Genomic DNA, 24,721 nt, shown 5'->3' on the forward strand with positions numbered 1-24,721 from the left:
AAAGTCCCTTTTTCCTGAATAAAATGAAATAACATTCAGGAAGGGGATTTTTTTAGTGGAAATAAAGAAACAGAACATACATATGAATTATGAAAAAGCCAGTGCCATGAGTCAGATTACTCTGGATGATGATTACAATCTACCGGATTATCGGCCGGATATTGTAAAAGTACTGAAAGAAAAAGGTGAAATCCGCTTTGATGAGATACAGGTAAAAGAAGGACGTATTTATGTGAAGGGGAATCTTATCTTTCATGTGCTCTACCGCAGCGATATGGAGGAGCATAAATTAGACTGCCTGCGGGGACAGATTCCATTTGAAGAAACCATCAGTATGGATGGAGTGAATGAATTAGATCCGGTGGACGTCACAGCAGAACTGGAAGACATTAATATCGGGATTATTAATTCCAGAAAATTAAGTGTTCGTGCACTGGTGATGCTGAAGGCAGAAATGCGGATGCGCAAGGAGACGGAACTGATTACGGGAGTAGCCATGGAACATCCGTTGGAAATCCTTCAGAACAGGCATAATATTCTGGAATTGGAAACCTGTAAGAAAGATAATTACCGGTTGAAACAGGAAATAGAGTTGCCCCAGAGCAAGCCAGATGTAGAACAGATTTTATGGAAAAGTGTGCAGCTTCGGGGTGTGGAAACGAGGTTACGAGAAGAAAAAATCCAGCTTACCGGAGAAATAAGGCTGTTTTTGCTTTATTATGCCCAGAAAGAAGAACGCCGGTTAGAATGGTTAGAAGAGACGATACCACTGAACGGAGAACTTGCCTGCGAGGGATGCAGTGAGGAAAAAATCTATCGGATTCAGGTAACACCTGCCAGTGTGGAAGTAGAGGTCAGACCGGATTATGATGGAGAAGACCGGAAAATCAGTCTGGATATGACGTTAGAATTAGATATCTGTATCTGGAAGGAAACAGAGGCAGATGTGGTAGAGGACGTATATTCGCTGCGGGAAGAGATGACACCAGCTTATGAAGAAGTTACCATGAGCAGGCTGCTGGCAAAGAATTATGCAAAATGCCGGTTGACAGACCACATGAATTTAAAGAAGAATCAGGAGAATATCCTGCAGATTTGTTCCTGCGAAGGAATGGCATTTATTGACCATGTGGAGCCACAGGCAGACGGTCTTAAAGTGGAAGGAAGCCTGAATGTGGAAATCCTTTATGTAACCACGGACGATGCCATGCCGATTGGAACCTGCCGGGAGACATTTCCTTTTGAACAGTTGATTGAAGTCCCGGAAATGACAGACGATATGAACTATGAACTGGAAGCGGGAATCGAGCAGTTGTCAGCGATTCTTTTAGACAATACCCAGATTGAGGTAAAGGCAGTACTGAATCTGAATCTGATTGCATTTTCACAGGAGAACATCCAGAAAATGGATGAAATTAGAATTACAGAACGGGATATGGAAGAATTACAGAGACAGCCAGGAATTACTGGATATATTGTAAGAGAGGGGGACAGTCTCTGGAAAATTGCCAAGGCAAATCATACGACTATTTCCCAGTTAATGGAAACCAACGACTTAAAGAGTGAAGAAATTCAAAAAGGCGATAAATTGTTAATTGTAAAGATGGTATCATGATGTTATACTAAGATGATAGGAAATACACAAAAGTGGAAGGAGCAGAAATATGCACAGAAAAAAACATATGTGGAAAATGCGGTTGGTTGCAGCAGGACTGGTAGCAATTCTTGGAATTTCATGTTTTCAAAGTGCGTCAGCAAGCGCTCTTTCAAAGGCTAAAAACAAGAAGAGTGAAGCACAGACCGCATTGGATAATGCCAATGCAGATATAGAGAATATACAGAGCCAGCAGCAGGAACTGCAGTCCCAGATTGATGCACTGGATGCAGATCTGGTAAATATTATTATGAACTTAGATATTCTGGAAGGGGAACTTTCGGATAAGCAGACTGAACTGGATAATGTGACAGCACAGCTTGCACAGGCGCAGGAAGATGAACAGAACCAGTACGATGCTATGAAAAAGCGTATCGTATATATGTATGAGAATGGGGATGACAGTTATATTGAGGCACTGGTGGGTGCAACAGATTTCTCTGATTTACTGAATCGTCTGGAATATGCCCAGCAGATTTATGATTATGACAGAAATCTGCTGACGCAGTATCAGGAGACAGTGCAGCAGGTAGCTGACCTTAAGAGTCAGGTGGAGACAGAGAAGGCAGAGTTAGAGGAAGTGCAGCAGTCTTATCAGGAACAGCAGGCTTCTTATGAAAGCATGATTGCAGAGAAACAGTCTCAGATGTCTGATTTTGATACTCAGCTTGCATCAGCCCAGAGTCTTGCAGCCCAGTATAAAGCTACTGTTGATGAGCAGAATGAAATCATAAGACAGGAGCAGGCAGCTGCAGCAGCTGCCGCTGCTCAGAATAATAATAAAGGTAATAATACAACAACTGCTAACAATAATAATGGAAATACAACGGGAAATAATAATGGCAGCAATACCGGAGGTGACAGCACTACTGGTGGCAGTACAGGGGGAGGTGGATTGAATCCTTCTTTTAGTACATCAGTAAGTGGAAGTGATGTAGTATCTTATGCCTGTCAGTTTATTGGAAACCCGTATGTATGGGGCGGCGAGAGCCTGACTGATGGAGCAGATTGTTCCGGATTCATTAAAAGTGTCTATGCAAACTTTGGAATCAGCCTGCCTCATAGTTCGGTAGCATTACAGCGGGCAGGAAGTGAAGTAAGCTATGAGAATGCCCAGCCAGGTGACATTGTCTGCTATGCCGGTCATGTGGCAATTTATATGGGCGGAGGACAGATTGTCCATGCAAGTTCACCGTCTACCGGCATTAAGACAGGCTCAGCAACTTATCGAAGCATTATATCTGTCCGGCGTGTATTGTAAAAAGTTATCCATAAAGAAGAAAAATGATAAAAATTCCCCGCAGTAAGCAAACTACTGCGGGGTTTTAAGAACTTGTAAAATCTTTCAAGTTGCGTATAATGAAAAAGTAGAAAATATTTTAGGAGGAATAAGAAATGCAGATAGAACAGTTACAAAAAGAAATGATAGCAGCAATGAAGGCAAAAGATAAACCAAGAAAAGATGCAATTTCTTCGCTGGTTTCTGCAGTGAAGAAAACAGCAATTGATGAAGGCTGTCGTGATGACATAAAAGAAGAATTAGTAAACCGTGTGATTTTAAAAGAAATGAAGACCGTAAAAGAACAGATTGATTCCTGTCCGGCAGAAAGAACAGATTTACTTGCGGAATATCAGCAGCGTTATGACATTATGAGCGAATATGCACCGGCAATGCTTTCTGAGGAAGAAGTACGTAAGATTCTGACAGAAAAATTTGCAGATGTCATTGCAACCAAAAATAAAGGTCAGATTATGAAAACAGTTATGCCGGAGTTAAAAGGTAAGGCAGATGGTAAATTAATCGGACAGGTTGTAGCAGAGCTTTGCAAATAGGATAGTGTATGAGTGAAAATAAATCACAGAAGAAGCGCATATGGTTCATTACAATACTGATTCTACTGGTACTGTTATTAATCAGTCTCTTTGTTTCCGAACGAAGGGGGAAGATTGTATACAGGGAGTATCTTTCCGAAGATATCCTGACAGTAGATGGAGAAAAACTGCAGCTTGGGGATCTGGCAATGTATATCGCTTATGAGGAACTGAAGGTAGAAGATGAGGCAGCAGCCTATGACTATTATGATACGAATAAGTATTGGAATCTTCATACCAGTGGAAGGTTTGTAAAAGAAGTGGCAAAGACCCATGTCATCGAAATGGCAGTACATGATGAAATCTTTTACCGGCAGGCAATGGCAGAGAAACTGACGCTGGATGAAAAAGAAGAAGAACAGCTTTGCAGCCGTCAGGAGGATTTCTGGACGGATATGACAGAGGAACAGCAGGAAAGACTGGGCGTTGATAAAGCAGAGATAGATCGTCAGTTAGAGAAAGCTGCACTGGCACAGAAATATCAGAATCAGATAGCAGCAGAGAATAACAGTGATTTTGACGGTTACAGTGCCGGGGCAGAGCCATATGAGCAGATTTTAAAAGAACATAAGTATAAACTGAATGAGAAGCTCTGGGACAGAGTGGATTTTGGGAATATCATATTGAATCATTAGAATGGAAGGAAATAGAAATGTCTGTAAAAATAGGTAGAAATGATCCCTGCTGGTGTGGCAGTGGAAGAAAGTATAAGACATGCCATCAGTCATTTGATGAGAAGATTGAAAAGTATCGTGAGGCAGGCTGTATTGTGCCAACCCATGATTTGATTAAGACACCGAAGGATATCGAAGGTATCAGGGAAAGTGCCAAAATTAATGTGGCAGTACTGGATTATGTGGCTGAGCATATCAAAGCCGGCATGAGTACAGAAGAAATTGACCGTATGGTATATGAGAAAACAACAGCTATGGGTGGAATCCCGGCACCACTTAATTATCAGGGATTTCCGAAGAGCGTCTGTACGTCAATTAATGAAGAGGTATGCCATGGTATTCCATCGGAGGATATTATTTTAAAGGATGGCGATATCATTAATGTGGATGTTTCCACAATATTAGATGGATATTTTTCTGATTCCTCCAGAATGTTTCTGATTGGAGATGTCAGTGAAGAAAAGAAGCGTCTTGTCCAGGTAACGAAAGAATGTGTGGAAGAAGGCTTAAAAGCGGTAAAACCATGGGGCTTTTTAGGAGATATGGGGCAGGCAGTGCATGACCATGCTTATGAAAATGGCTATACTATCGTAAGAGAAATCGGTGGACATGGTGTTGGAAAAGAATTCCACGAAGAGCCATGGGTTGGCTATCACAGCAAGAGAGGAACCGAGATGCTCTTAGTTCCGGGCATGATGTTTACGATTGAGCCAATGGTAAATATGGGAAAAGAAGCTATCTACATAGATGATGAAAATAACTGGACCGTGTATACAGAAGACGGACTTCCAAGTGCCCAGTGGGAGATTCAGGTTCTGGTAACCGAAGAGGGAACCGAAGTTATTTCCTGGTAGGTATCTCTTAAAAAAGCTATTTTTGAAAGAAAAACCGGATGGAAAGTTTCTCATTCTGGTAAGCGCAAAGATGCTTATAGATAACAAGCAGTGCAATTCCAAGGCAGGCAAAGTCAATGGAGAGAACCGGCACAAAGAGAAAGACCAGAAGGCAGAATACGCCAAAGGTAATAATGGACCGGAAAAGATGTGGCCGGATAATTAAGACCACAGAAAAAAGAATATAAGCAGCAGCAAGGAAAAGAACCGGAAGAACAACCGGAAAGATTCCAAGCAGTACACCAAAGGAGACGGCAATGGCTTTGCCGCCTTTTTTGTTACTGTTTTTCGGATGAAACTGCAATGGGAACGCATGTCCGAGAACCGGTGCTATCAGAATCGGAATCATGTGTGGAGTGTCAATATCCAATGTCCGTAGGGCGAGTACGACCGGGAAAAAGCCCTTGAAAAGTTCCAAAAGGAGCGCAAGAATACCAGCCCGGAATCCGCCGTACACAAAGGCATTGGCAGTGCCGGGATTTCCATCCGGACTTAATGCACAGATATCTTTCTGGAATAATATCTTTGGAATCCAGTAGGCATAGAGTATGCTGCCGCTGAGATAGCCGGCGATGGAAAAAAAGATGCAGGTGATAATTGATTGGTTCATATAAAGGCTCCTTTTCTTTTCGATAAACAGGTGATTGCGGAAGGAGATAGATTTTGTATAAAGGAATTTTGCGGTATTCCATATGCATTGATTTTCCGATGATGAAATACCACCGTTCTAAGTAGTTCATTTTTCTTTTTCTGATAAAAACAGTCTTTTCCATGTTTAACAGAATCCTGGTACTGTTCGTCAAAGTGCGGATGCCTGGTAAGGACTGTTAGGGGCACTTGGAATTTCGTCTGGCAACAGGCAACGCTGGTACAGGGATGTACCAGCGAGGCACAGTTGAACATGGATGTGAATTTGTGCCGGTTGCCAGATGAAAATAGTATGATGTCGAAATTCCTAGTGCCCCTTGCAGGCTTTATGTGGCATCCGCTTTTGACGGACAGTGCCGAGATTCTGTCAAAGCAAGCGAAAAGACAGTTTATAATCAAGAAAAATGAACCACTAAGAATGGTTGGCATTTCACATCCAGGAAAATCAGATGTACATGGAATGCCACAAAATTTCCTATTAAAATCTTTTCTCCTGCTTCCGCAATCACTTGTTTGAATAAAAGCAATTGTCGTTATTTTTCAGACAGTGATTCTAACAGGTCCACAATGCGTTCTGCTGCATCGGATTTCTGCTCCCGGAGCTGTGCGGTATGCATTTCCTCCTGTAAATCATGGCTTCGCATCAGCAGCTTTCCAAGGCGAATCTGTTCTATCATGTATTTAGAGGCATAGGAAATACCACGGTCTACGAAAAATGCACTGTTTGCGGTTTCGCAGCCTGGAATCGGTGCGGTATGGATAGTTGGGATTCCCTTTACTAAAGTTTCAGTGGAAGTAAGTCCGCCCGGCTTGGTAAAGATGACATCACAGGCATCCATATAAAGGGAAACATGTCTGGTGTAGCCTAAGACATGAACCCGCGGGCAATGTCTGAATTCTTTGGTGAGAACAGACTGTAATTTCTTATTGTTTCCGCAGATAATTACAATGTGTTCGTCATTTTTACACTGCTTATAAAGTGCCATGGCAAAGACTGCAAGCTTTCCAAATCCCATACTTCCACTCATAATGAGAAAGGTAGGAGCATCAGCATCTAGGTGGCATTTGCGGCGGGCAATGTCCTTTGGTGTATGCTTGGCAAAGGCGTGGCGCACCGGAATACCGTAAGGCAGTAATTTTTCCTTTGGAACACCGCGTTTTATATATTCGTCTACTAAATCCTCATGGGGAATAACATAGTAGTCGCAGTTGGTTTCCTCCCAGAAAGGGATGCAGGCATAATCGGTTCCGATAGCGACTGCTTTTACCGGCAGCATGTTGTGTTTCTTCATATAAGTAATGGTCTCTGCCGGGTAAAGGTGCGGCATCACCACAATGTCATAATTTCCTTCTTCGATGAGGGATGCAAGCGGTTTCGCCAGCTTTGCATTTGCCCAGTAAACCGGAGATTTGAAATGGCGGTTACTGATAAGCATTCCCAGCTTATAAATGAAACCGAAAAACCACGGCAGATGCTTTACAATTCCAATATAAAGTCCGCTGATAAGGCGTGAAGTATGTCTTTTGCCAAGCTGCATGGCATCGACAAAATTTACTTCGTGTCCCCTTGCCAGAGCTGCTTCTTCCACGGCATGACCGGCGGCGTTATGTCCTTCTCCTGTGTTGCAGGATAAAATCAGAATTTTCACAAAAAATCCCCTTTCCGAACTTTTCTTTCGTATAGAACATCTTAATATATTTGCAATAAAATAGCAACTTTTCATAAAAAATTGTAACGAAAAACTTAACATTTTATAAAAAATTGCTTGTATTTCTGGCAGTATAAATTTATAATAAAAAGGTGTTTTTTAAAACAGAGGGCAGTAAATAGAAAGAAGGGTATTAAGATGAAAAAAATAGAAGAATATGTAAGAAGTATACCGGATTTCCCGGAACCGGGAATCATTTTCAGGGACATTACTTCCGTATTGCAGGATGCAGATGGACTTCAGCTTGCAATAGATTCCATGATTAAGCTTTTAGATGGTGTGGACTATGATGTAGTTGCCGGTACAGAATCCAGAGGGTTCATTTTCGGAGTACCAATTGCTTACGAAATGCATAAACCGTTTGTACCGGTTCGTAAAAAAGGAAAATTACCATGTGAGACCATTTCACAGTCTTATGATTTAGAGTATGGACTGGCTACCATTGAGATGCACAAGGATTCCATCAAACCGGGGCAGAAGGTTGTGTTAGTAGATGACTTAATCGCAACCGGCGGAACCATTGAAGCTGCTATCAAATTAGTAGAGCAGCTTGGCGGTGAAGTAGTCAAAGTCATTTTCTTAATGGAACTGGCTGGATTAAAGGGAAGAGAACGTTTGAAGGGTTATGATGTTGCTTCTGTAATTACATATGAAGGAAAATAATTTACAGAAGAGAAGTTTACCATGACTTATTGCCAGAGAGGCTGGCTTTAGGTATAAAAAACAATTTGGAGGAAGAAAAATGTTAGAGAAAATGTTCAAATTCAAAGAGAACAACACTAACGTCAAGACAGAAGTAATTGCAGGTCTTACCACATTTATGACAATGGCTTACATCCTGGCAGTTAACCCGAACCTGTTATCTGCTGCTGGCATGGATCCTACTGCAGTTCTGATTGCAACCTGTCTTGCATCCTTTATCGGAACACTTGCAATGGCTTTGATGGCTAATTATCCATTCGCATTAGCTCCTGGTATGGGATTGAATGCATATTTCGCATTTACAGTATGTGGAAATATGGGTTATGACTGGAGAGTCGCTTTAATGGCAGTGTTCATTGAAGGTATCATCTTTATCGTACTTTCACTGACCAACGTACGTGAGGCAATTTTCAATGCCATTCCTGCTACACTGAAAAAAGGTGTAAGTGCCGGTATTGGTCTGTTTATTGCTTTCATCGGTTTACAGGGTGCTCACATTGTTGTTGACAACAGCACTACTTTATTATCTTATGTTAAATTTACAGAGAATTGGCATACAGAAGGAATCTGTGCTTTACTTGCACTGATTGGTTTAATTCTTACCATCATTTTATATGTAAAGAATGTAAAAGGTTCCATCCTTATCGGAATCCTTGCTACATGGATTCTTGGTATGATCTGCCAGGCGGCAGGCATCTATCAGATTGATGCAGAAGCTGGATTCTATTCTTTATATCCTACATTTGCAATGACAGACTTCACCAAAATCGGAGAAACCTTTGGACAGTGTTTCAAAGCTGACTTTACCGGTGTAGGTATTGTTAACTTTATCGTAGTATTATTATCCTTCTTATTTGTAGATATGTTTGATACCATCGGAACCTTAATCGGTGTTTCTGATAAAGCTGGTATGTTAGACAAAGAAGGAAAGCTTCCAAGAGTTAAAAATGCGTTATTAGCTGACGCTATCGCAACATCCGCTGGTGCTGTTCTTGGTACTTCTACAACCACAACTTTCGTAGAGAGTTCTGCTGGTGTAGGTGCAGGTGCCAGAACCGGTTTTGCATCTGTTGTAACCGGATTCATGTTCCTGATTGCAATCTTATTTGCACCAATCTTTACAGCAATCCCAGGATTTGCTACCGCTCCTGCATTAATCTTCGTTGGATTCCTTATGGTATCTGCAATCGTTAAGATTGACTTCAACGATGTTACAGAAGCAGCTCCTGCATACCTTTGCTTAATTGCTATGCCTCTTATGTACAGCATTGCAGAAGGTATCGCAATCGGTGTTATCTCTTACGTTATCATCAACTTAATCTGTGGTAAAGTTAAGAAGATCACTCCACTGATGTATATTCTTGCAGTATTATTCATTTGTAAATATATCTTCCTGTAAGAGGAGATTCAAAATTAAATAAAATAATTATGAAGAGCCAGATATCTTTGTTTTAAGGTATCTGGCTCTTTTACTAATATTTGAGTGTTAAGACATCAGGATGGGGGCAAAATGAAGTAAGTTATGTTGTAATTGAAAAAATATAAATGGTATTTTGCATAGTTGAAATTCCCTTCTCGTCAAAATCCACAAATTCAGGAAACTAATTTTGGTGATTCAGTTTCTTGTAACGGAAATCCCAAGGTGTTACAATTAAGGAAACCGAAAAACAAAAAGTAGTTTCCACAGAGAATAGGGGTAGTGAACATGGAATTGAGAGAAAAAATATTGCAGGGCACGATGCAGGCATTTAACCAGAAGGGATTGAAATTTACCATGGATGATATCGCCCACATTCTTGGTATCAGCAAGAAAACGATTTATCAGGTATTTGCAGATAAAGAGGCGTTATTTCTTGCCATGGTGGATTATCTGTTTGACTGCATCAAGGAAAGTGAACGGGAAGTTATGGCAGACGAAAGCCTTGGAACTTTAGAAAAAATACGGAAAATCTTAGGGGTAATGCCGGAGAGTTATAAGGAAATTGATTTCCGGCAGATGTATTTATTAAAAGATAAATTTCCGGAAATCTATCATCAGGTGGAACTTCGGTTAGAGACCGGCTGGGAGACCACCATTGCGTTATTGGAACAGGGCATGGAGGAAGGCGTAATCCGCCGCATCAACATACCGGTTTTAAAGATGATGCTGGAAGCCTCCTTAGAACAGTTCTTCCAAAGAGACATCCTGATTCAGAGCAAACTTTCCTATGGTGAGGCATTAGAGGAAGTAGTGAATATTCTGGTGGATGGAATTAACACGAGACAATAGACATGTGTGAATAGAGATGCATGAATAGAAATACACCAGTAGAAAGAGCGAGGAAAAGGTATGAGAGAAAAATACTATTTGGACAATGACTGGTATTTCAGTGAGAAATGGGAAGCAACACAGGGCAATGCAGAATATGACGAAGCAGCAATGCAGAGCGTACGGATTCCCCATACGGTAAAGGAACTGCCCTTTCACTATTTTGATGAGCATGCGTATCAGATGGTAAGCGGCTACCGCAGACACCTTTTGGCGAAGAAAGAGTGGGAAGGAAAAGTGGTACGGCTGACCTTTGAGGGAGTTGCCCATGACAGTGAAGTCTATGTAAATGGAAAGAAAGCAGGCACACACCACTGCGGATATACGGCATTTACCATTGATATTTCAGCACAGCTTCACTATGGGGAAGATAATATCATTGCGGTGCGGGTGGACAGCAATGAGAATCTGAATGTTCCGCCCTTTGGATTTGTTATTGATTATATGACCTACGGTGGAATTTACCGGGATGTTTATCTTGAGATAAATGAGGAAAGCTATCTTGCAGATGTATTTTTAAAACCACAGGTGGAGCTGGAGACAAAGAAGGGAACACTGCTATCAGAAATTACGCTGGCAGGAAACGAAGAAAACCTGTTGCTGCGGCAGTACATCCGGAAAAAAGGTGAAGAGGAATACCGGCTGATTGGAGAGAAAACTTTTTCTGAAATTCCTACGCAGGAGGGAAAGAAAAAACTTGCATTTCCGGCAGGAATCGTATCCCTATGGGAGGTAGAGAATCCGGCGTTATATGAAGTAAAGACCCAGCTTGTAACCGGAAATAATATAATCGATGAGGTTGTAACAACGGTGGGCTTTCGTCAGGCAGTATTCCAAAAAGATGGCTTTTACTTAAATGGACAGAAGTTTAGAATCCGGGGTTTGAACCGTCACCAGAGCTATCCTTATGTGGGTTATGCCATGCCGGCTTCCATACAGAGGATGGATGCGGAAGTATTAAAGAAAGAGTTAGGGCTGAATGCAGTGCGGACCTCCCATTATCCGCAGTCCCAGGAATTTATAAACCGGTGCGATGAGCTGGGGCTTATGGTATTTACCGAGATTCCGGGCTGGCAGCATATCGGTGATGAAGCATGGAAAGCACAGGCGGTGGAAAATGTAAAAGACATGGTGATGCAGTACCGCAACCATCCATCCGTTATTCTCTGGGGTGTGAGGATTAATGAATCACAGGATGATGATGAATTTTACCGCCGCACCAATGCAATGGCACACAAGCTGGATGATACCAGGCAGACCGGTGGTGTGCGGGCGCATAAAAAGAGCAGTCTTTTGGAGGATGTATATACCTATAATGATTTTGTACACAATGGTCTGAACAAAGGCTGTGAGCATAAGAAGGATGTGACATCCGATATAGAAAAACCGTATCTTATCACAGAATATAACGGACATATGTATTCCACCAAATCCTTCGACTGGGAAGAACATCGTATGTGGCATGCACTCCGCCACGCCAGTGTACTGGATGCAGTAGCAGGAGAAGAGGACATTGCCGGAAGCTTCGGATGGTGTATGGCAGATTATAATACACATAAAGATTTCGGCAGTGGAGACAGAATCTGCTATCACGGAGTCTTAGACATGTTCCGTAATCCGAAAATGGCGGCAGATGTGTATGCCTGCCAGCAGGAAGAAAGACCGGTATTAGCCTTAAGTTCAACGATGGATATTGGAGAACATCCAGCCTGCAACCGGGGCGAGACTTATATTTTTACCAATGCAGACAGTGTTAAAATGTACAAAAATGACCGGTTTATCAAGGAATATAAGAAAGCGGATTCTCCATATAAGAATCTGAAACATGGTCCGGTTCCAATTGATGATTACATTGGAAATGCCATCGAAGAGGGAGAGAATTTCGCACCGAAACAGGCGGCAATGGTAAAAGAGGTTTTGAATCTGGCAGCACGATATGGCATGAACCATCTGCCGAAAAGAGCATATTATCTGGCAGCAAAGCTGATGCTTTTTTATCATATGAAGATGGAGGATGCGGTTGCACTTTATAACAGGTATGTCGGGGACTGGGGCGGACAATCTATGGTATATAAGTTAGAAGCCATAAAGGATGGTAAGGTGGTCAAAACTTTAGTAAGAGAACCGGTACAGAAGGTGCAGTATCAGATTACGGTCAGCAGTCAGAAATTAAAAGAAACGCATACCTATGATGTGGCTGCGGTAAGAATACAGGCAGTGGATGAAAATGGAAATCTGTTACCATATTTTCAGGAGCCGGTGCAGCTAAAATGTGAGGGAGCATTAGAAATCATCGGACCGGACATCATCAGCCTGCAGGGCGGTATGGGTGGCACTTATGTAAAGACCATAGGAAAGACCGGAAGCGGAAAACTTATGATAAGCAACCGCCAGGCAGGAACCAGAGAAATTACATTTGAAATAGAATAAGGGAGTATAACGATAAGGAGGGTATCTATGAAGGAGAAATCAAGGGAAATCTTCGGAAACAAAATGCCGCAGAAGGTGTACCGGAAAGCGGTAAAGAGTAAGAAGAAGTTTCAAAAGAAATTTGGGGATGACAGTAAGACAGATTATCCGGTAGTGTTAAAAGAAAATGTACATATCGGAGATTCCCTTGGTGTTGTGGATGTGCTGCTGCCGGAGCAGAAAGAGGCTTCGAAACTGGAATTTGACAAAGAAAAAGGCATTATCGTAGGAAATATCCGTATGGGTTTTGGACATTACCGGATTTCCATGGCAATCGCATCAGCAGCAAAATCCATGGGTTATATCCCATACTGGATGGACTTGAATTCCTATAAGCAGACGACCTGCACCAAAGTAATCGGCGCACAGAATGATTTGTATTCTCTGGGTTCTAGACTTTCCGGTAAGAGTAAGCTCTTTAATAAACTGGTGTGGGAGCCAATGAACTATGAGGGATTCCGGAAGCTTTCCTATAATGCCTCCGACCAGAAAAATGCAGAGCTTATGGCTCCGGTTTACCGGAATGTACCAAAGGAAATTCCGGTGGTAGCAACCCATGTGTGGCCGGCACAGGCAGCTATACATGCCGGCATGAAATATGTAGTCAATGCGATTCCGGATAACTGGCCGATGGCATTGCATTTATCCGAAGGAAGCCTTCATACGGTGCAGACTCATTATGCGTATCAGGGTTATCGGATTTTAAATGGCATGCAGGGAAAAGATGTCTTAAATCCTATGCCGGAAAAAGATCTTATATACACGGGACATTATATTGACCATGAGCTGGTAAGCAATATTGAAGCAGACTGCGAAGCGAGAATTAAAAGAAAGCAGGAGAAGAAACCGATGCGTTTCTTATTAACCATCGGCGGAGCAGGAGCCCAGAGAGAAATTTTTGCGGCTATTATCAGATATCTGCTGCCGGCAATCCGGGAAGGCAGGGCAGCACTTTATGTCAATGTGGGAGATTACCGGAATGTCTGGGAAGAATTATTACAGGAAATTCCGGGACTTAAAAATGCAGCAACGGAGCATTTTGATGACTGGGAGAATACAAAGCAGTTTGCCGAAGCTGCACTGGATGGGGAAGTAACCGGAGTCCATGGCTTCTACCATAAGAATATTTTTGAAGCAGTGTACTGCACGAATCTTTTGATGCGAAGCTGCGATGTACTGGTGACAAAGCCTAGCGAACTGGCATTTTATCCGGTGCCAAAGCTCTTTATCAAAAGAGTGGGTGGACATGAACAGTGGGGTGCCATCCATTCCGCAGAGATTGGGGACGGTACCCTGGAATGCCGTGATATTCCACATACCCTGCAGATGATGGAATTATTCCAAAGCTCAGACCATCTGCTTACCGATATGTGTGAAGCAATTATGGAAAATAAGAAACAGGGGATTTACGATGGCGCATACAGGGTAGTGGAACTGGCAATGGGCTTACGAAAAGGAGGAGAAGGACAATGAGATTAACAACAAAAGAAAAAGTAGCATATGGCCTTGGTGCAGTTGGCAAAGACATGGTATACATGCTTTCTGCAAGTTACATTTTATATTACTATCAGGATATTTTGGGTGTCAGTGCCATTGCAATGGGAATTATCCTGATGGCAGCAAGAGTATTTGACGCATTCAATGACCCGGTTATGGGAATTATCGTAGCCAAGACGAGAACCCGCTGGGGTAAGTTCCGTCCGTGGCTTCTGATTGGAACCATAACCAATGCAGTAATTTTATATCTGATGTTTGCGGCACCACCTGCATTAGATGGCGGTGGACTGGTTGCCTATGCAGCAGTAACCTATGTGCTGTGGGGCGTTACTTATACCATGATGGATATTCCATTCTGGTCCATGATTCCGGCATTTACCGAAGGCGGCAAAGAAAGAGAGGGACTTTCTACCCTTGCCCGATCCTGTGCAGGCGTGGGCTCTGCACTGATTACTATTATCACGGTAAAATGTGTGGTTTTATTAGGGCAGGGCAATGAACGTGCCGGTTTCAAATGGTTTGCATTAATCATTGCAGTGTTATTTGTGATTTTTATCACCATTACCTGTATGAGCATCAAAGAAAAATCCACCGTAAATGTGGACTCTCCGTCAGTGGGACAGATGTTTAAGGCATTGTTACAGAATGACCAGGCAATGACCGTTGTTATTACGATAGTGCTGATTAACTGCTCTCTTTATATTACTTCAAACCTTTTGATTTATTTTTTCAAATATGATTTTGGCGGGGACGCGTGGTATAACAGCTATACTTTATTCAATACCTTTGGTGGTGGAATCCAGATTATTTCCATGATGATATTCTTCCCACTGCTGCGTAAATTCTTAAGTGTCTTGAAGGTATTTTATGTAAGCTTTGTTATGGCAATCGCAGGTTATGGTGTATTATTTATACTGACACTGACAAATATGTCAAACTTATTGTTATTATTTATTCCGTCATTCTTTATCTTTACAGCCTTTGGAATGCTGACGGTACTTACCACCGTATTTCTTGCAAATACCGTGGACTATGGCGAACTGAAAAATAACCGGAGAGACGAGAGCGTTATCTTCTCCATGCAGACCTTTGTAGTAAAACTGGCATCCGGAGTAGCCGCACTGGCAGCTTCTATCTGCTTAAATCTCTGCCACTTAAGTAATGATACTGCAGAAACAGCAGCCGCAGCTGTCGCATCCGGCAGCTCCCTTTTAGGACTCCGCATGACAATGGCAGGAATTCCGATTATCGGCTTGCTGATTGCAGTGCTGGTATTCCGTAAGAAATTTATCCTGACAGAAGAAAAAGTGCAGGAAATCACAGATCAGATTAAAGCGAAAGAAGCATAAACAGACATTAAGCAAAACAGCAGGCAGAAACAGTAAGCAGAAAAAGCAGGATGAAAGAGAAAGGAATTTATTTATGATTCGTAAGGAAAAGAATTATTTTATTCTGGATACCGACCATACCACCTATTGCTTCCGGGTACTTCCTACCGGGCAGCTGGAACATCTTTATTATGGCAGAAAACTTCATATCGAGGACGAAGCAGATATGCAGCCGCTGGTGGAAAAGCATGTCTTTGCACCGGGTAATGTGAATCTGTATAACGAAGAGAAGAAAGCATATTCCTTAGAGGATATGCGCCTTGAAATGTCCTCCTATGGAAAAGGAGATATAAGAGAGCCTTTTGTGGAAGTGGTGAATGCCAATGGAAGCAATACGATAGATTTTGTATACAGGGAAGCAGAGATAACCAAAGGTAAGGAAGCCTTTGCGGAACTGCCGGGTTCCTATGGCAGCGAAGAGGAAGTGGAGCAGCTTTGTATCCGGCTTGCGGACGAAGGAAATGAGCTGGCACTGGAATTGTATTATTATGTCTATCCATCCTGTGACATCATCAGCCGCAGTGCGAAATTCTATAATAACGGAAAGAAAGCTGTGCAGTTGAAACGGCTGATGAGCCTGCAGCTTGACTTTGATGGGCATGATTATGCATTTACTACATTTCATGGAGCCTGGGCAAGAGAAATGAAGCGGAGTGATATGCCGGTAATAGCAGGAAAATTAGTAAATGCTTCCTATACCGGAACCACCTCCAGCCGGGCCAATTCCTTTGTGATGCTAAGCCGGCCGAAGACTACAGAGGATGCCGGGGAATGCTTTGGTTTTCACCTTATCTATTCCGGTAATCACTATGAAGCAACAGAAGTAAACAGCTTTGGCAAAATGCGTCTGGTGACAGGAATCAATCCACAGGCATTTTCCTATGAAGTGGTGCCGGAAGAAAGCTTTCAGGCACCGGAGGCAGTGATGGCATATGCAGAAAACGGATTTAACCAGATGAGCCAGAGGCTGCATCATTTTATCCGGGAGCATATTATCCGTGGAACCTGGCAGAAGAAGGAGCGGCCGATACTGCTTAACAGTTGGGAGGCTTCCTATTTTGACATCAGTGAGAAGAAGTTACTGAAGCTGGCAAAGGAAGCAAAAGAAGTTGGCATAGAATTATTTGTAATGGATGACGGCTGGTTTGGCGAGCGGATGGATGACAGCAGTTCCTTAGGAGACTGGGAAGCAAATACGAAGAAGCTGCCGGGCGGTCTTAAGGGCTTATCTGATAAGATTCATGGACTGGGACTGCAGTTTGGAATCTGGGTGGAGCCGGAAATGGTCAATGTGAAAAGCAAACTTTATGTGGCTCATCCGGACTGGACGATTGAGATTCCGGGGCAGCCTCATTCGGAAGGAAGAAACCAGCGGATTTTAGATTTGGGAAGAAGAGAAGTACAGGATTATATTATTGAGAGCATGAGTAAAGTCTTTTCTTTAGCGGACGTTTCCTATGTGAAATGGGACATGAACCGGACCTTCAGCGATTATTATTCCACAGCACTTCCACCGGAACGGCAGGGAGAAGTGGCACACCGTTATGTGTTAGGATTATACCGGTGTATGAGGAAACTGACGGAACGGTTTCCGGAGATTTTATTTGAAGGCTGTGCGGCAGGCGGCAACCGTTTTGACCTTGGAATCTTATGTTATTTTCCGCAGATCTGGGGCAGTGATGATACGGATGCATTGTGCCGGGCGGAGATAGAAGAAAATTATAGTTACGGTTATCCGCTGTCAGCAGTCAGTGCCCATGTGTCTGCCTGCCCGAATCACCAGACGCTGCGGAATACGCCATTAGAGACAAGATTTCAGGTGGCATGCTTTGGAAGCTTCGGCTATGAATGCAACCTCTGTGATATGAAAAAAGAAGAAAAGGAAGCCATGAAGGAGCAGATTGCATTGTATAAGAAATGGCGGAAGGTATTGCAGCAGGGAACCTTTTACCGGGGCAGAAGCTTTTGCGACGGAGCACAGAGTGGAATGGGTGGCAGTGTTTTAGCGGACGAAGCCGGTAACCAGATGGAGTGGACCTGCGTATCGGAAGATGGCACCAAAGCAGTGGGTATGCTGATGCAGAAATTAGTGGTACCAAATACGCAGCAGCAGACTTATTATCCGAAGGGATTGCTGCCGGATGTCCGTTACCATTTCTACAACCGTAAATTAAAATATAATATCAAAGAATTCGGTGATCTGGTAAATACGGTTTCGCCGGTTCATATCAGACAGGATTCCCTGACCCATCAGGTGCTTTCGAAATTGGTAAAAATGGATGGCGAGACGGAAGACTTCCATGCATATGGAGATACCTTAATGTATGGCGGCGTTCATGTCAGCCCGGCATTTGGCGGAACTGGATACAATGATAAGGTAAGGCACTACCCGGATTTTGCATCCCGTTTATATTTTATGGATGGAGAAGTAAAAAAGTAGGGAGACAGAAGTCCATGTTTGTGCTAAGATGAACATATCCATAAACACAAACAGGAGCGGATATGAAGAATAAATCAAAGTTAAAGAAAATAAGAGAAAAGAAAGCAGGCACAGCCACCGTTACCAAAGAGTGGCTTTATATGAATCCAAATTCCATCACAGTAGCAGAGATTGAAAATGCATTAGAGGGAATGGATGGCATCGAAACAGAAATCTGGAAAGAGGCGGGAGTATTAGAGGTGGAGGTTCCGGAGCATCATTCCATGGATATCGAGGAGATTGCAGTTGATTTAAAGGATGAATATGCCAATGCTTATTTAAAAGAGCATGACATTCATGCTCTTTTTGCTGTCACAATTGACACAGAAAACTATGCATTTATGCAAAAAATCATGCAGAAAATCATCGCCGGTGCAGGAGGCTTCTTCTGCGGTGATACAGAGGATTTTATACCGGTAGTAAAAGAGTAAGAAGTGAAATAAAAAATGCGAAAGATAAGATTATATGATGCAACAAAATTAGACCGGGAACATATGATGTTTTCCAATAAGCAACTTATTACGCTGCTTCTGCCGATAATGGTAGAGCAGCTTTTGAATTCCTTTATGGGAATGGCGGATACCATGATGGTAAGCAATGTGGGAAGTGCGGCAATCTCTGCGGTATCACTGGTGGATTCCATCAATGTACTGGTCATACAGGTATTTACGGCATTAGGAGCAGGAGCAGCAATTATCTGTTCCCAGTATCTTGGAAGGGGAGACCGGGAGTCCAGCAATGAGGCTGCGAGACAGGTGACTTTAAGCGTACTGACGATTTCTACGGTATTGTCTATATTTTGTATTATATTTCGTGGACCACTGCTGCATCTGATTTTTGGCCAGGTAGAAGAGGCTGTTATGGATAATTCTATGATTTACTTCCTGCTGACTGCAATTTCATTTCCGTTCATTGCACTTTTTGATGCCGGTGGAGCTTTTTACCGGGCAGCAGGAAACAGTCGTTTTCCAATGATGATTTCTGTCCTTTCCAATGGACTCAACATTGCCGGAAATGCAGTGCTTATCTTTGGATTAAAAATGGGCGTGGAAGGAGCAGCTCTTTCTACCTTATTTTCAAGAATCTTCTGTGCAGTAGTCATTTTCTGGAATCTGCGGAAACCGGATCAGGTGATTGTGGTAAATCATTATCTTAAAATCCGGCCAAATTTCCCATTGATTGGAAAAATTCTTTCTATCGGAATTCCATCCGGAATTGAAAACGGAATGTTCCAGTTCGGAAAGCTGGCAATCCAGTCCAGCGTATCAACCCTTGGAACGGCAGCCATTGCCGCGCAGGCAATGACCATTATTCTGGAAAATTTAAATGGAATCGGAGCCATTGGAATCGGAATCGGACTGATGACAGTAGTAGGACAATGTATTGGAGCCGGAAAAGTGGAAGAGGCGCGTTATTATATGGTGAAACTCTGCGGCTATGCAGAAATTGTTATTCTGATTTCCTGTGCAGTGGTATTTTTATTGACAAAGCCGGTTACATTTTTAGCTGGAATGGAAGCAGAAAGTGCCTCCCTCTGCATGGAAATGATAATAGCAATTACGATTGTAAAACCGATTGTATGGGTGCTGGCATTTATCCCGGCTTATGGCATGCGTGCTGCCGGAGATGTGAAATTCTCCATGATTTTATCCAGTCTTACCATGTGGTTCTGCCGTGTTGCACTGTGTGTTTATCTGATCCGCAGCTGTGGTTTCGGACCAATGGCGGTGTGGATTGGCATGTTTGCCGATTGGACGCTTCGTGCTATCGCATTCAGTGTCCGGTATCTAAGTGGCAGGTGGAGCCGGATACATGTCATTTAGAACATGCTAGCGGAAGCAGTACCTGGGTAATAAATTTACTTTTATCTTTATGTTGTGGCGGTCCCTCTAAATAGCAGTGACGGAAGATACCAACCGGTGTAAGTTTTTGTTCTCTGGTATAGGAAAGCAGGGTATCATGAACCGATGGCAATTCTTCATACGCTCCATGATGATAGAGGCAGACTGCTTTCTGGGCGGGGAGATTTAAAATGTGCTCACCCTTGCTTCCTGCCGGGACAACAGCAAAAAAGGACATATCCTTTGCATCCGTAATGGGAGCTTCCGTAAAATAAATCTGCCCGGTATGTGCCGGACCATAGTTCTGCAGTGCTTCCAAGGCAACCTCTCTTAACAAATTCGTCTTTTCTGCGATGCTGTCACTTTCCGTTTTGCGGCAGTACACCGTTTGTGGTGGAATTGTAATGATTTCCATTGATTCAAATCCCTGATTGATTCTTTCGTATAAGGCTTTGATATTGGCATTTAATTCATCCCGCAAAGCTTCCAGCCTTCGAACCATGGATAAAAGGTCGTTGGAGTTGTCAAAGTAGCCATGGATTTCATCTAGTGACAGGCCAAGATTCTGCAGCGAGCGGATGGTTCGAATCTTCGTCAGTGTATCAATGGTATAGTAACGATTGCCGGATGGGTCTTCTTTTACATCCGGAAAAACCAGTCCATGAGCTTCATAATTTAAAATAATTCTTCTTGTGATGCCCACAAAGTCTGCGGCATCTCCAATTGAAAACAGTTCTTTCAAAATGTTTCCCCCTTTTTATTTATTCGGTGATTGTGAAAAGAATGGATTTAGAAATTTTTGAAGAAATAAAGAGGGTTTGCTTATTGCCTTAAAATGCCAACAGTTCTTAAGTGTATGTTTTGCTTGGTCATAAGCTGTCTTTCCGTTGCTTTGACCGGCTGCACCGATTGTCCGTCTGCGACAGATACTTCCACAAACCCGTAAGGAGGTCTAGACATTCTGGCAAATAAGTTTATGATTCCGGCAACCGGCGCAAATTCATATCCATATTCAACTGCGCCTTGCAGGCACATCCCTGTGCCTGCATTGCCGGTTGCATAACAGAATGCCAAGACCTCCTAACAGGCTTGTTTATGTATCTGTATGCAGGCGGACAGCCGGCGCAGACTGTCAAACATTGGAAAGACGGGCTTTCATAAAGAAAAGCAAAACATGTATTTTAGAACTGTGGTATTTTAAGACAAAGCAACACTCTTTAACTCTTCAAAAATTTCCATATCATATTTCTTTTCTCAAATATCGGCAAAATTTGTAAAATGATTGCATCGTACATTGATGTGCGGTGTAAAATAACAGTGTAATTGTAACACAGCATTGAGAGTGTGAAAAGTGAAAAAAGAAAGAAAAAAAGTAATTTAAGAAGGGAAGGATGTACATGAAACAAAAGAAGAAAAGTTTATTTTCCTTGTTACTTGCGTTGATGATGATGGCAGGTCTTATGCAGGGGATGACAGTTGAGACAAAGGCAGCCACAAATTCGGTTCAGGCAGGACCATTTACGTTGTCAAGGGATTCGGGGACGATTGTAGAAGGAGTCGATTATACCTATGGAAAATATGGATCTGGAAATAGAAATTCGCTTACCATTCTGACAGATGACATTACGATTGCAATGGATGAAAATGCGGAGCCCACATCAGATATTATTGAGCTGGGAGAATATAATGAACCACCACTTGACAGTTTTTCAAAGGTGACATTTTCTAATTTAAAATTAAAATCTTATTCTTATAATGTATTAAGCTATGTAGATAACATTCATATTACACTGGTTGGAAACAATGAGCTGGTCAGCATAAAAGAAGAATCCAGAACCTATGGTGATTTTGCAATTTTTGGATGTGGAAGTGTAAGTATTGAGAATAGTCCAAATGGTTCCCTTTATGCGACTGCAGATGGACTTGACTGGGGTGCCATTTTCACATCAGATGGATATGGAAAAAGTGATGCATGCATTACAGTTGGAGATGCCATGTCAATGAAAGGTTCTACAGCTATGATGGCAGATATTTCAGAATTGACAGATACGCCACAAGTTTGGAGAGGTCATATTGAAGTAGGTCAAAAATCTGCCAAAACACTCCTGATTGGTGAGTGGAAGCACAGTCACACATGGAGTTATGCAGTGGATGAAGGCAAAGATGGAAGCCGTATTCTTGCAGCCTGCAGTGGCCTGGAAGACTGCAATGAGAAAGATGCATCTTTATGGTTATCCTTATCAGCTGAGAATACAGACTATGATGGAACAGCAAAAGCTGCCAATATAACAACATCCGAAGACTGGAAGAGACTTAATCTTCCGGTTCCGGAAATCGTATATTATCTGAGTGGAACAGACACAAAGACCAACAGTGACAACAGCGGAGCAGAAGCCGTTGGAGGTGCACCAAAGTTACCGGGCAGTTATAAGGCACAGATTACGGTTGGAACAGATACGAAAGCAACAAAAGAATTTACAATTACATGCAAGCATGGTGAATGGGTGGAAACAGTATCAGATTCCTATCTGAAAACAGCAGCAACCTGTACGGCACCGGCAGTTTACTACAAATCCTGTAAGCTGTGTGGGGCAAAGGGAACAGAGACATTTACCAGTGGAAATCCATTAGGACATGACTTTAGCAACAATGCAGAAGTCTGCAGACGGGAAGGTTGTAATGAGAAGAACCCGGATTATAAACCGGCAGCACCGGTCATTATTGAAGGTGCCGGTGGAGAATGGACAAAGGAAAGTGGTGCAACGCTTCGTTTCCGCAGTGATGCAGGTATCAGCAGTTTTGTTCGTGTAGAAGTGGATGGCACCGTAGTAGATGCGAAAAACTATACGGTAACAGAAGGCTCTACCATTGTCACCTTTACTGCAGAATACTTAGAAAGCCTTGCTACCGGAAAGCATACGGTTGCGATTGTGTCTTCTATCAGTGGGGAAGAAAAGAAAGCAACCGCCGAATTTACCGTTGCGAAGAAAGCTGATACAACAAATGGAAGTAATAATGCAACTGCAGACCAGACCACAGCACAGAAAACAAAAGTATTGAAAACGGGCGATGAATCACCGGTTGGATATCTGCTTGTACTCTTGGCATTATGCGGAGCGGCAGTAGTATTCACAGGGAAAAAGGGTTATTTGAAATAGAATATAGATGAGATAAAAAGCCATACATAAAAGCAAATCCTCTGCATACAATGTAAAAACAAGTATTGCAGGGGATTTTCTTTGAAAAGCTATATAGAAGAAAGAGCCGTAGAAATAGCCAAATACATTATAGATAACAATGCGACAGTGCGTCAGACCGCAAAGCAGTTTGGAATCAGTAAGAGCACGGTACATAAGGACGTAACAGAACGTTTATCCCAGGTGAATCCGACTCTGGCGCGGGAAGCAAGGAAAGTGCTGGACGTCAATAAGTCGGAGCGTCATATCCGTGGGGGACTGGCAACGAGAGAAAAATATCTTCATCAGCATATGACTGGTTGATATGTCATGTTGACATAATGATATAAAAGTGCTATCGTTATAGTAATAACCAAGGAGAAGGGAGACAATTTTGAGTACGTTAAAGGATGTGGCAGAACGGGCAGGGGTAACTGTTACGACTGTTTCGAGAGTAATTAATAACCGTGGATATATCAGTGAGAAGACCAGGCAGAAGGTATATGATGTCATGAAGGAGATAGGCTATCAGCCCAATGAGGTAGCCCGTTCTCTTTCAAAACAGCATACCAGCACGATTGGCGTAATCGTACCGCATATCGTTCATCCGTATTTTGCAAAGCTTTTAAGCAATATTGAATCAGCGGCAGCAGCAGAGAATTATAAAATGATTGTCTGCAATTCCAAGGAGGAGCGCAGCAACGAACGGAAATATGTAGAGATGTTTAAGAGTAATCAGGTGGCGGGAATTATATTGTGCAGTGGAACGGTAAGTGCCAATGAATTCCTGAACCTGAATATTCCAATTGTTACCATAGAGTGTGATGATGCATTGGGGGACTGCAATATTCAGTGTGACAACTATATGGGCGGAGTGCTTGCCACAGAGCATCTTGCTAAATGCGGATGTAAAGAAATTGTACATTTCAGTGGAGTAGAGCGTCAGGTGATGCCGGCAGACAGACGTTGTGTAGGTTTTCGGGAAGTCTGTGAGAAATATGGAATCCGGCATCATGAAATAGAGACAAGCGAGGCATCCTACAGTGTGATGGAATATCTGGAAAATATCAAGCAGACACTGCAGAAATATCCGGAAATGGATGGGATTTTTGCCAGCAGTGATGTTATTGCAGCCCAGTCCATTCAGGCATGCAGTGCTCTTGGAAAGCGGGTTCCGGAGGATGTGCAGATTGTAGGTTTTGATGATGTCAATATTGCAACATTGGTAAATCCGATGCTGACAACCATCCGGCAGCCGATTAAGGAAATGGCACAGTTAGCAGTGGATGCTATCTTAAAAAAACGCGGTGGCGGCGTAATGCCGGCGAAGGTGGTACTTCCGGTCAGCCTTATGAAGCGCGGTACAACAAAAGAAAAGTAATAGATTGACAGAAATAATAAGTAAATAAAA

At 42.6% G+C, this 24,721-nt stretch carries 21 protein-coding genes; 17 read left to right on the forward strand and 4 right to left on the reverse strand.

The window, feature by feature from the left end; all coding sequences use genetic code 11:
* Window positions 1-55: 55 nt before the first annotated feature.
* The 5 genes from DWX96_RS01155 to DWX96_RS01175 all read left to right on the forward strand — a co-directional run bounded on the left by DWX96_RS01155 (window position 56) and on the right by DWX96_RS01175 (window position 5,054).
* Window positions 56-1,615 carry a DUF3794 and LysM peptidoglycan-binding domain-containing protein gene (locus DWX96_RS01155; protein WP_117698852.1) on the forward strand — a complete coding sequence of 520 codons (1,560 nt, stop codon included), beginning with the start codon at window positions 56-58 and terminating at the stop codon, window positions 1,613-1,615.
* A gap of 49 nt (window positions 1,616-1,664) precedes the next feature.
* Complete coding sequence (locus DWX96_RS01160) at window positions 1,665-2,915, forward strand: C40 family peptidase (protein WP_117698851.1); 1,251 nt, start codon at window positions 1,665-1,667, stop codon at window positions 2,913-2,915.
* Between the two features lie 134 nt (window positions 2,916-3,049).
* On the forward strand, window positions 3,050-3,487 hold the full coding sequence (locus DWX96_RS01165; RefSeq protein WP_022244194.1) for a GatB/YqeY domain-containing protein: 438 nt from the start codon (window positions 3,050-3,052) through the stop codon (window positions 3,485-3,487).
* Window positions 3,488-3,495: 8 nt separating this feature from the next.
* Window positions 3,496-4,161 carry a hypothetical protein gene (locus DWX96_RS01170; RefSeq protein WP_117698850.1) on the forward strand — a complete coding sequence of 222 codons (666 nt, stop codon included), beginning with the start codon at window positions 3,496-3,498 and terminating at the stop codon, window positions 4,159-4,161.
* Between the two features lie 17 nt (window positions 4,162-4,178).
* Window positions 4,179-5,054: a methionyl aminopeptidase gene (locus DWX96_RS01175; protein ID WP_022244192.1), complete on the forward strand. Its 876-nt coding sequence runs from the start codon at window positions 4,179-4,181 to the stop codon at window positions 5,052-5,054.
* Window positions 5,055-5,070: 16 nt separating this feature from the next.
* On the opposite strand, the gene DWX96_RS01180 is transcribed toward DWX96_RS01175, so the two are convergent.
* A complete protein-coding gene (locus DWX96_RS01180) occupies window positions 5,071-5,703 on the reverse strand; it encodes a glycerol-3-phosphate acyltransferase (RefSeq protein WP_118056579.1) in 633 nt (210 codons plus the stop codon).
* 571 nt (window positions 5,704-6,274) lie between these two features.
* The gene (locus DWX96_RS01190; RefSeq protein ID WP_118056577.1) at window positions 6,275-7,390 is read right to left on the reverse strand and encodes an MGDG synthase family glycosyltransferase; all 1,116 of its coding nucleotides are present in this window, start codon (window positions 7,388-7,390) and stop codon (window positions 6,275-6,277) included.
* A gap of 198 nt (window positions 7,391-7,588) precedes the next feature.
* Here DWX96_RS01190 and DWX96_RS01195 point away from each other — a divergent pair, with 198 nt between their 5' ends.
* The 9 genes from DWX96_RS01195 to DWX96_RS01235 all read left to right on the forward strand — a co-directional run bounded on the left by DWX96_RS01195 (window position 7,589) and on the right by DWX96_RS01235 (window position 20,116).
* The gene (locus DWX96_RS01195) at window positions 7,589-8,113 is read left to right on the forward strand and encodes an adenine phosphoribosyltransferase (RefSeq protein ID WP_118056576.1); all 525 of its coding nucleotides are present in this window, start codon (window positions 7,589-7,591) and stop codon (window positions 8,111-8,113) included.
* Between the two features lie 79 nt (window positions 8,114-8,192).
* The gene (locus DWX96_RS01200; protein ID WP_118056575.1) at window positions 8,193-9,551 is read left to right on the forward strand and encodes an NCS2 family permease; all 1,359 of its coding nucleotides are present in this window, start codon (window positions 8,193-8,195) and stop codon (window positions 9,549-9,551) included.
* A gap of 306 nt (window positions 9,552-9,857) precedes the next feature.
* Complete coding sequence (locus tag DWX96_RS01205; protein WP_118056574.1) at window positions 9,858-10,421, forward strand: TetR/AcrR family transcriptional regulator; 564 nt, start codon at window positions 9,858-9,860, stop codon at window positions 10,419-10,421.
* Window positions 10,422-10,481: 60 nt separating this feature from the next.
* On the forward strand, window positions 10,482-12,890 hold the full coding sequence (locus DWX96_RS01210) for a glycoside hydrolase family 2 protein (RefSeq protein ID WP_118056573.1): 2,409 nt from the start codon (window positions 10,482-10,484) through the stop codon (window positions 12,888-12,890).
* A 27-nt stretch (window positions 12,891-12,917) separates the two neighbouring features.
* Complete coding sequence (locus DWX96_RS01215) at window positions 12,918-14,402, forward strand: DUF6937 domain-containing protein (RefSeq protein ID WP_118056572.1); 1,485 nt, start codon at window positions 12,918-12,920, stop codon at window positions 14,400-14,402.
* Window positions 14,399-15,775 (forward strand): glycoside-pentoside-hexuronide (GPH):cation symporter, encoded by a 1,377-nt coding sequence (locus DWX96_RS01220; protein ID WP_118056571.1) that lies wholly within the window; start codon window positions 14,399-14,401, stop codon window positions 15,773-15,775. Before DWX96_RS01215 ends, DWX96_RS01220 begins: the two co-directional genes overlap by 4 nt.
* Window positions 15,776-15,848: 73 nt before the next feature.
* On the forward strand, window positions 15,849-18,254 hold the full coding sequence (locus tag DWX96_RS01225) for an alpha-galactosidase (protein WP_118056570.1): 2,406 nt from the start codon (window positions 15,849-15,851) through the stop codon (window positions 18,252-18,254).
* Window positions 18,255-18,316: 62 nt separating this feature from the next.
* On the forward strand, window positions 18,317-18,724 hold the full coding sequence (locus DWX96_RS01230) for a hypothetical protein (RefSeq protein WP_118056569.1): 408 nt from the start codon (window positions 18,317-18,319) through the stop codon (window positions 18,722-18,724).
* Window positions 18,725-18,739: 15 nt separating this feature from the next.
* Window positions 18,740-20,116, forward strand: a complete 1,377-nt coding sequence (locus DWX96_RS01235) for an MATE family efflux transporter (protein ID WP_242986219.1) — start codon at window positions 18,740-18,742, stop codon at window positions 20,114-20,116.
* Here DWX96_RS01235 and DWX96_RS01240 read toward each other — a convergent pair.
* Complete coding sequence (locus tag DWX96_RS01240; protein WP_158561802.1) at window positions 20,109-20,876, reverse strand: MerR family transcriptional regulator; 768 nt, start codon at window positions 20,874-20,876, stop codon at window positions 20,109-20,111. The genes DWX96_RS01235 and DWX96_RS01240 overlap by 8 nt on opposite strands.
* An 80-nt stretch (window positions 20,877-20,956) precedes the next feature.
* Window positions 20,957-21,208, reverse strand: coding sequence for a hypothetical protein (locus tag DWX96_RS01245; RefSeq protein ID WP_118056567.1), 252 nt, complete (start codon window positions 21,206-21,208; stop codon window positions 20,957-20,959).
* 323 nt (window positions 21,209-21,531) lie between these two features.
* Here DWX96_RS01245 and DWX96_RS01250 point away from each other — a divergent pair, with 323 nt between their 5' ends.
* The 3 genes from DWX96_RS01250 (at window position 21,532) to DWX96_RS01260 (ending at window position 24,691) form a co-directional block, all read left to right on the forward strand.
* Window positions 21,532-23,292: a hypothetical protein gene (locus tag DWX96_RS01250; protein WP_147337962.1), complete on the forward strand. Its 1,761-nt coding sequence runs from the start codon at window positions 21,532-21,534 to the stop codon at window positions 23,290-23,292.
* An 81-nt stretch (window positions 23,293-23,373) separates the two neighbouring features.
* Window positions 23,374-23,634, forward strand: coding sequence for a sporulation transcriptional regulator SpoIIID (gene spoIIID, locus DWX96_RS01255; protein ID WP_117698893.1), 261 nt, complete (start codon window positions 23,374-23,376; stop codon window positions 23,632-23,634).
* A gap of 70 nt (window positions 23,635-23,704) precedes the next feature.
* On the forward strand, window positions 23,705-24,691 hold the full coding sequence (locus tag DWX96_RS01260) for a LacI family DNA-binding transcriptional regulator (RefSeq protein ID WP_118056565.1): 987 nt from the start codon (window positions 23,705-23,707) through the stop codon (window positions 24,689-24,691).
* Window positions 24,692-24,721 lie beyond the last annotated feature (30 nt).

The organism is Roseburia sp. AF22-2LB, from assembly GCF_003461125.1.
Taxonomy (GTDB): domain Bacteria; phylum Bacillota; class Clostridia; order Lachnospirales; family Lachnospiraceae; genus Roseburia_C; species Roseburia_C amylophila.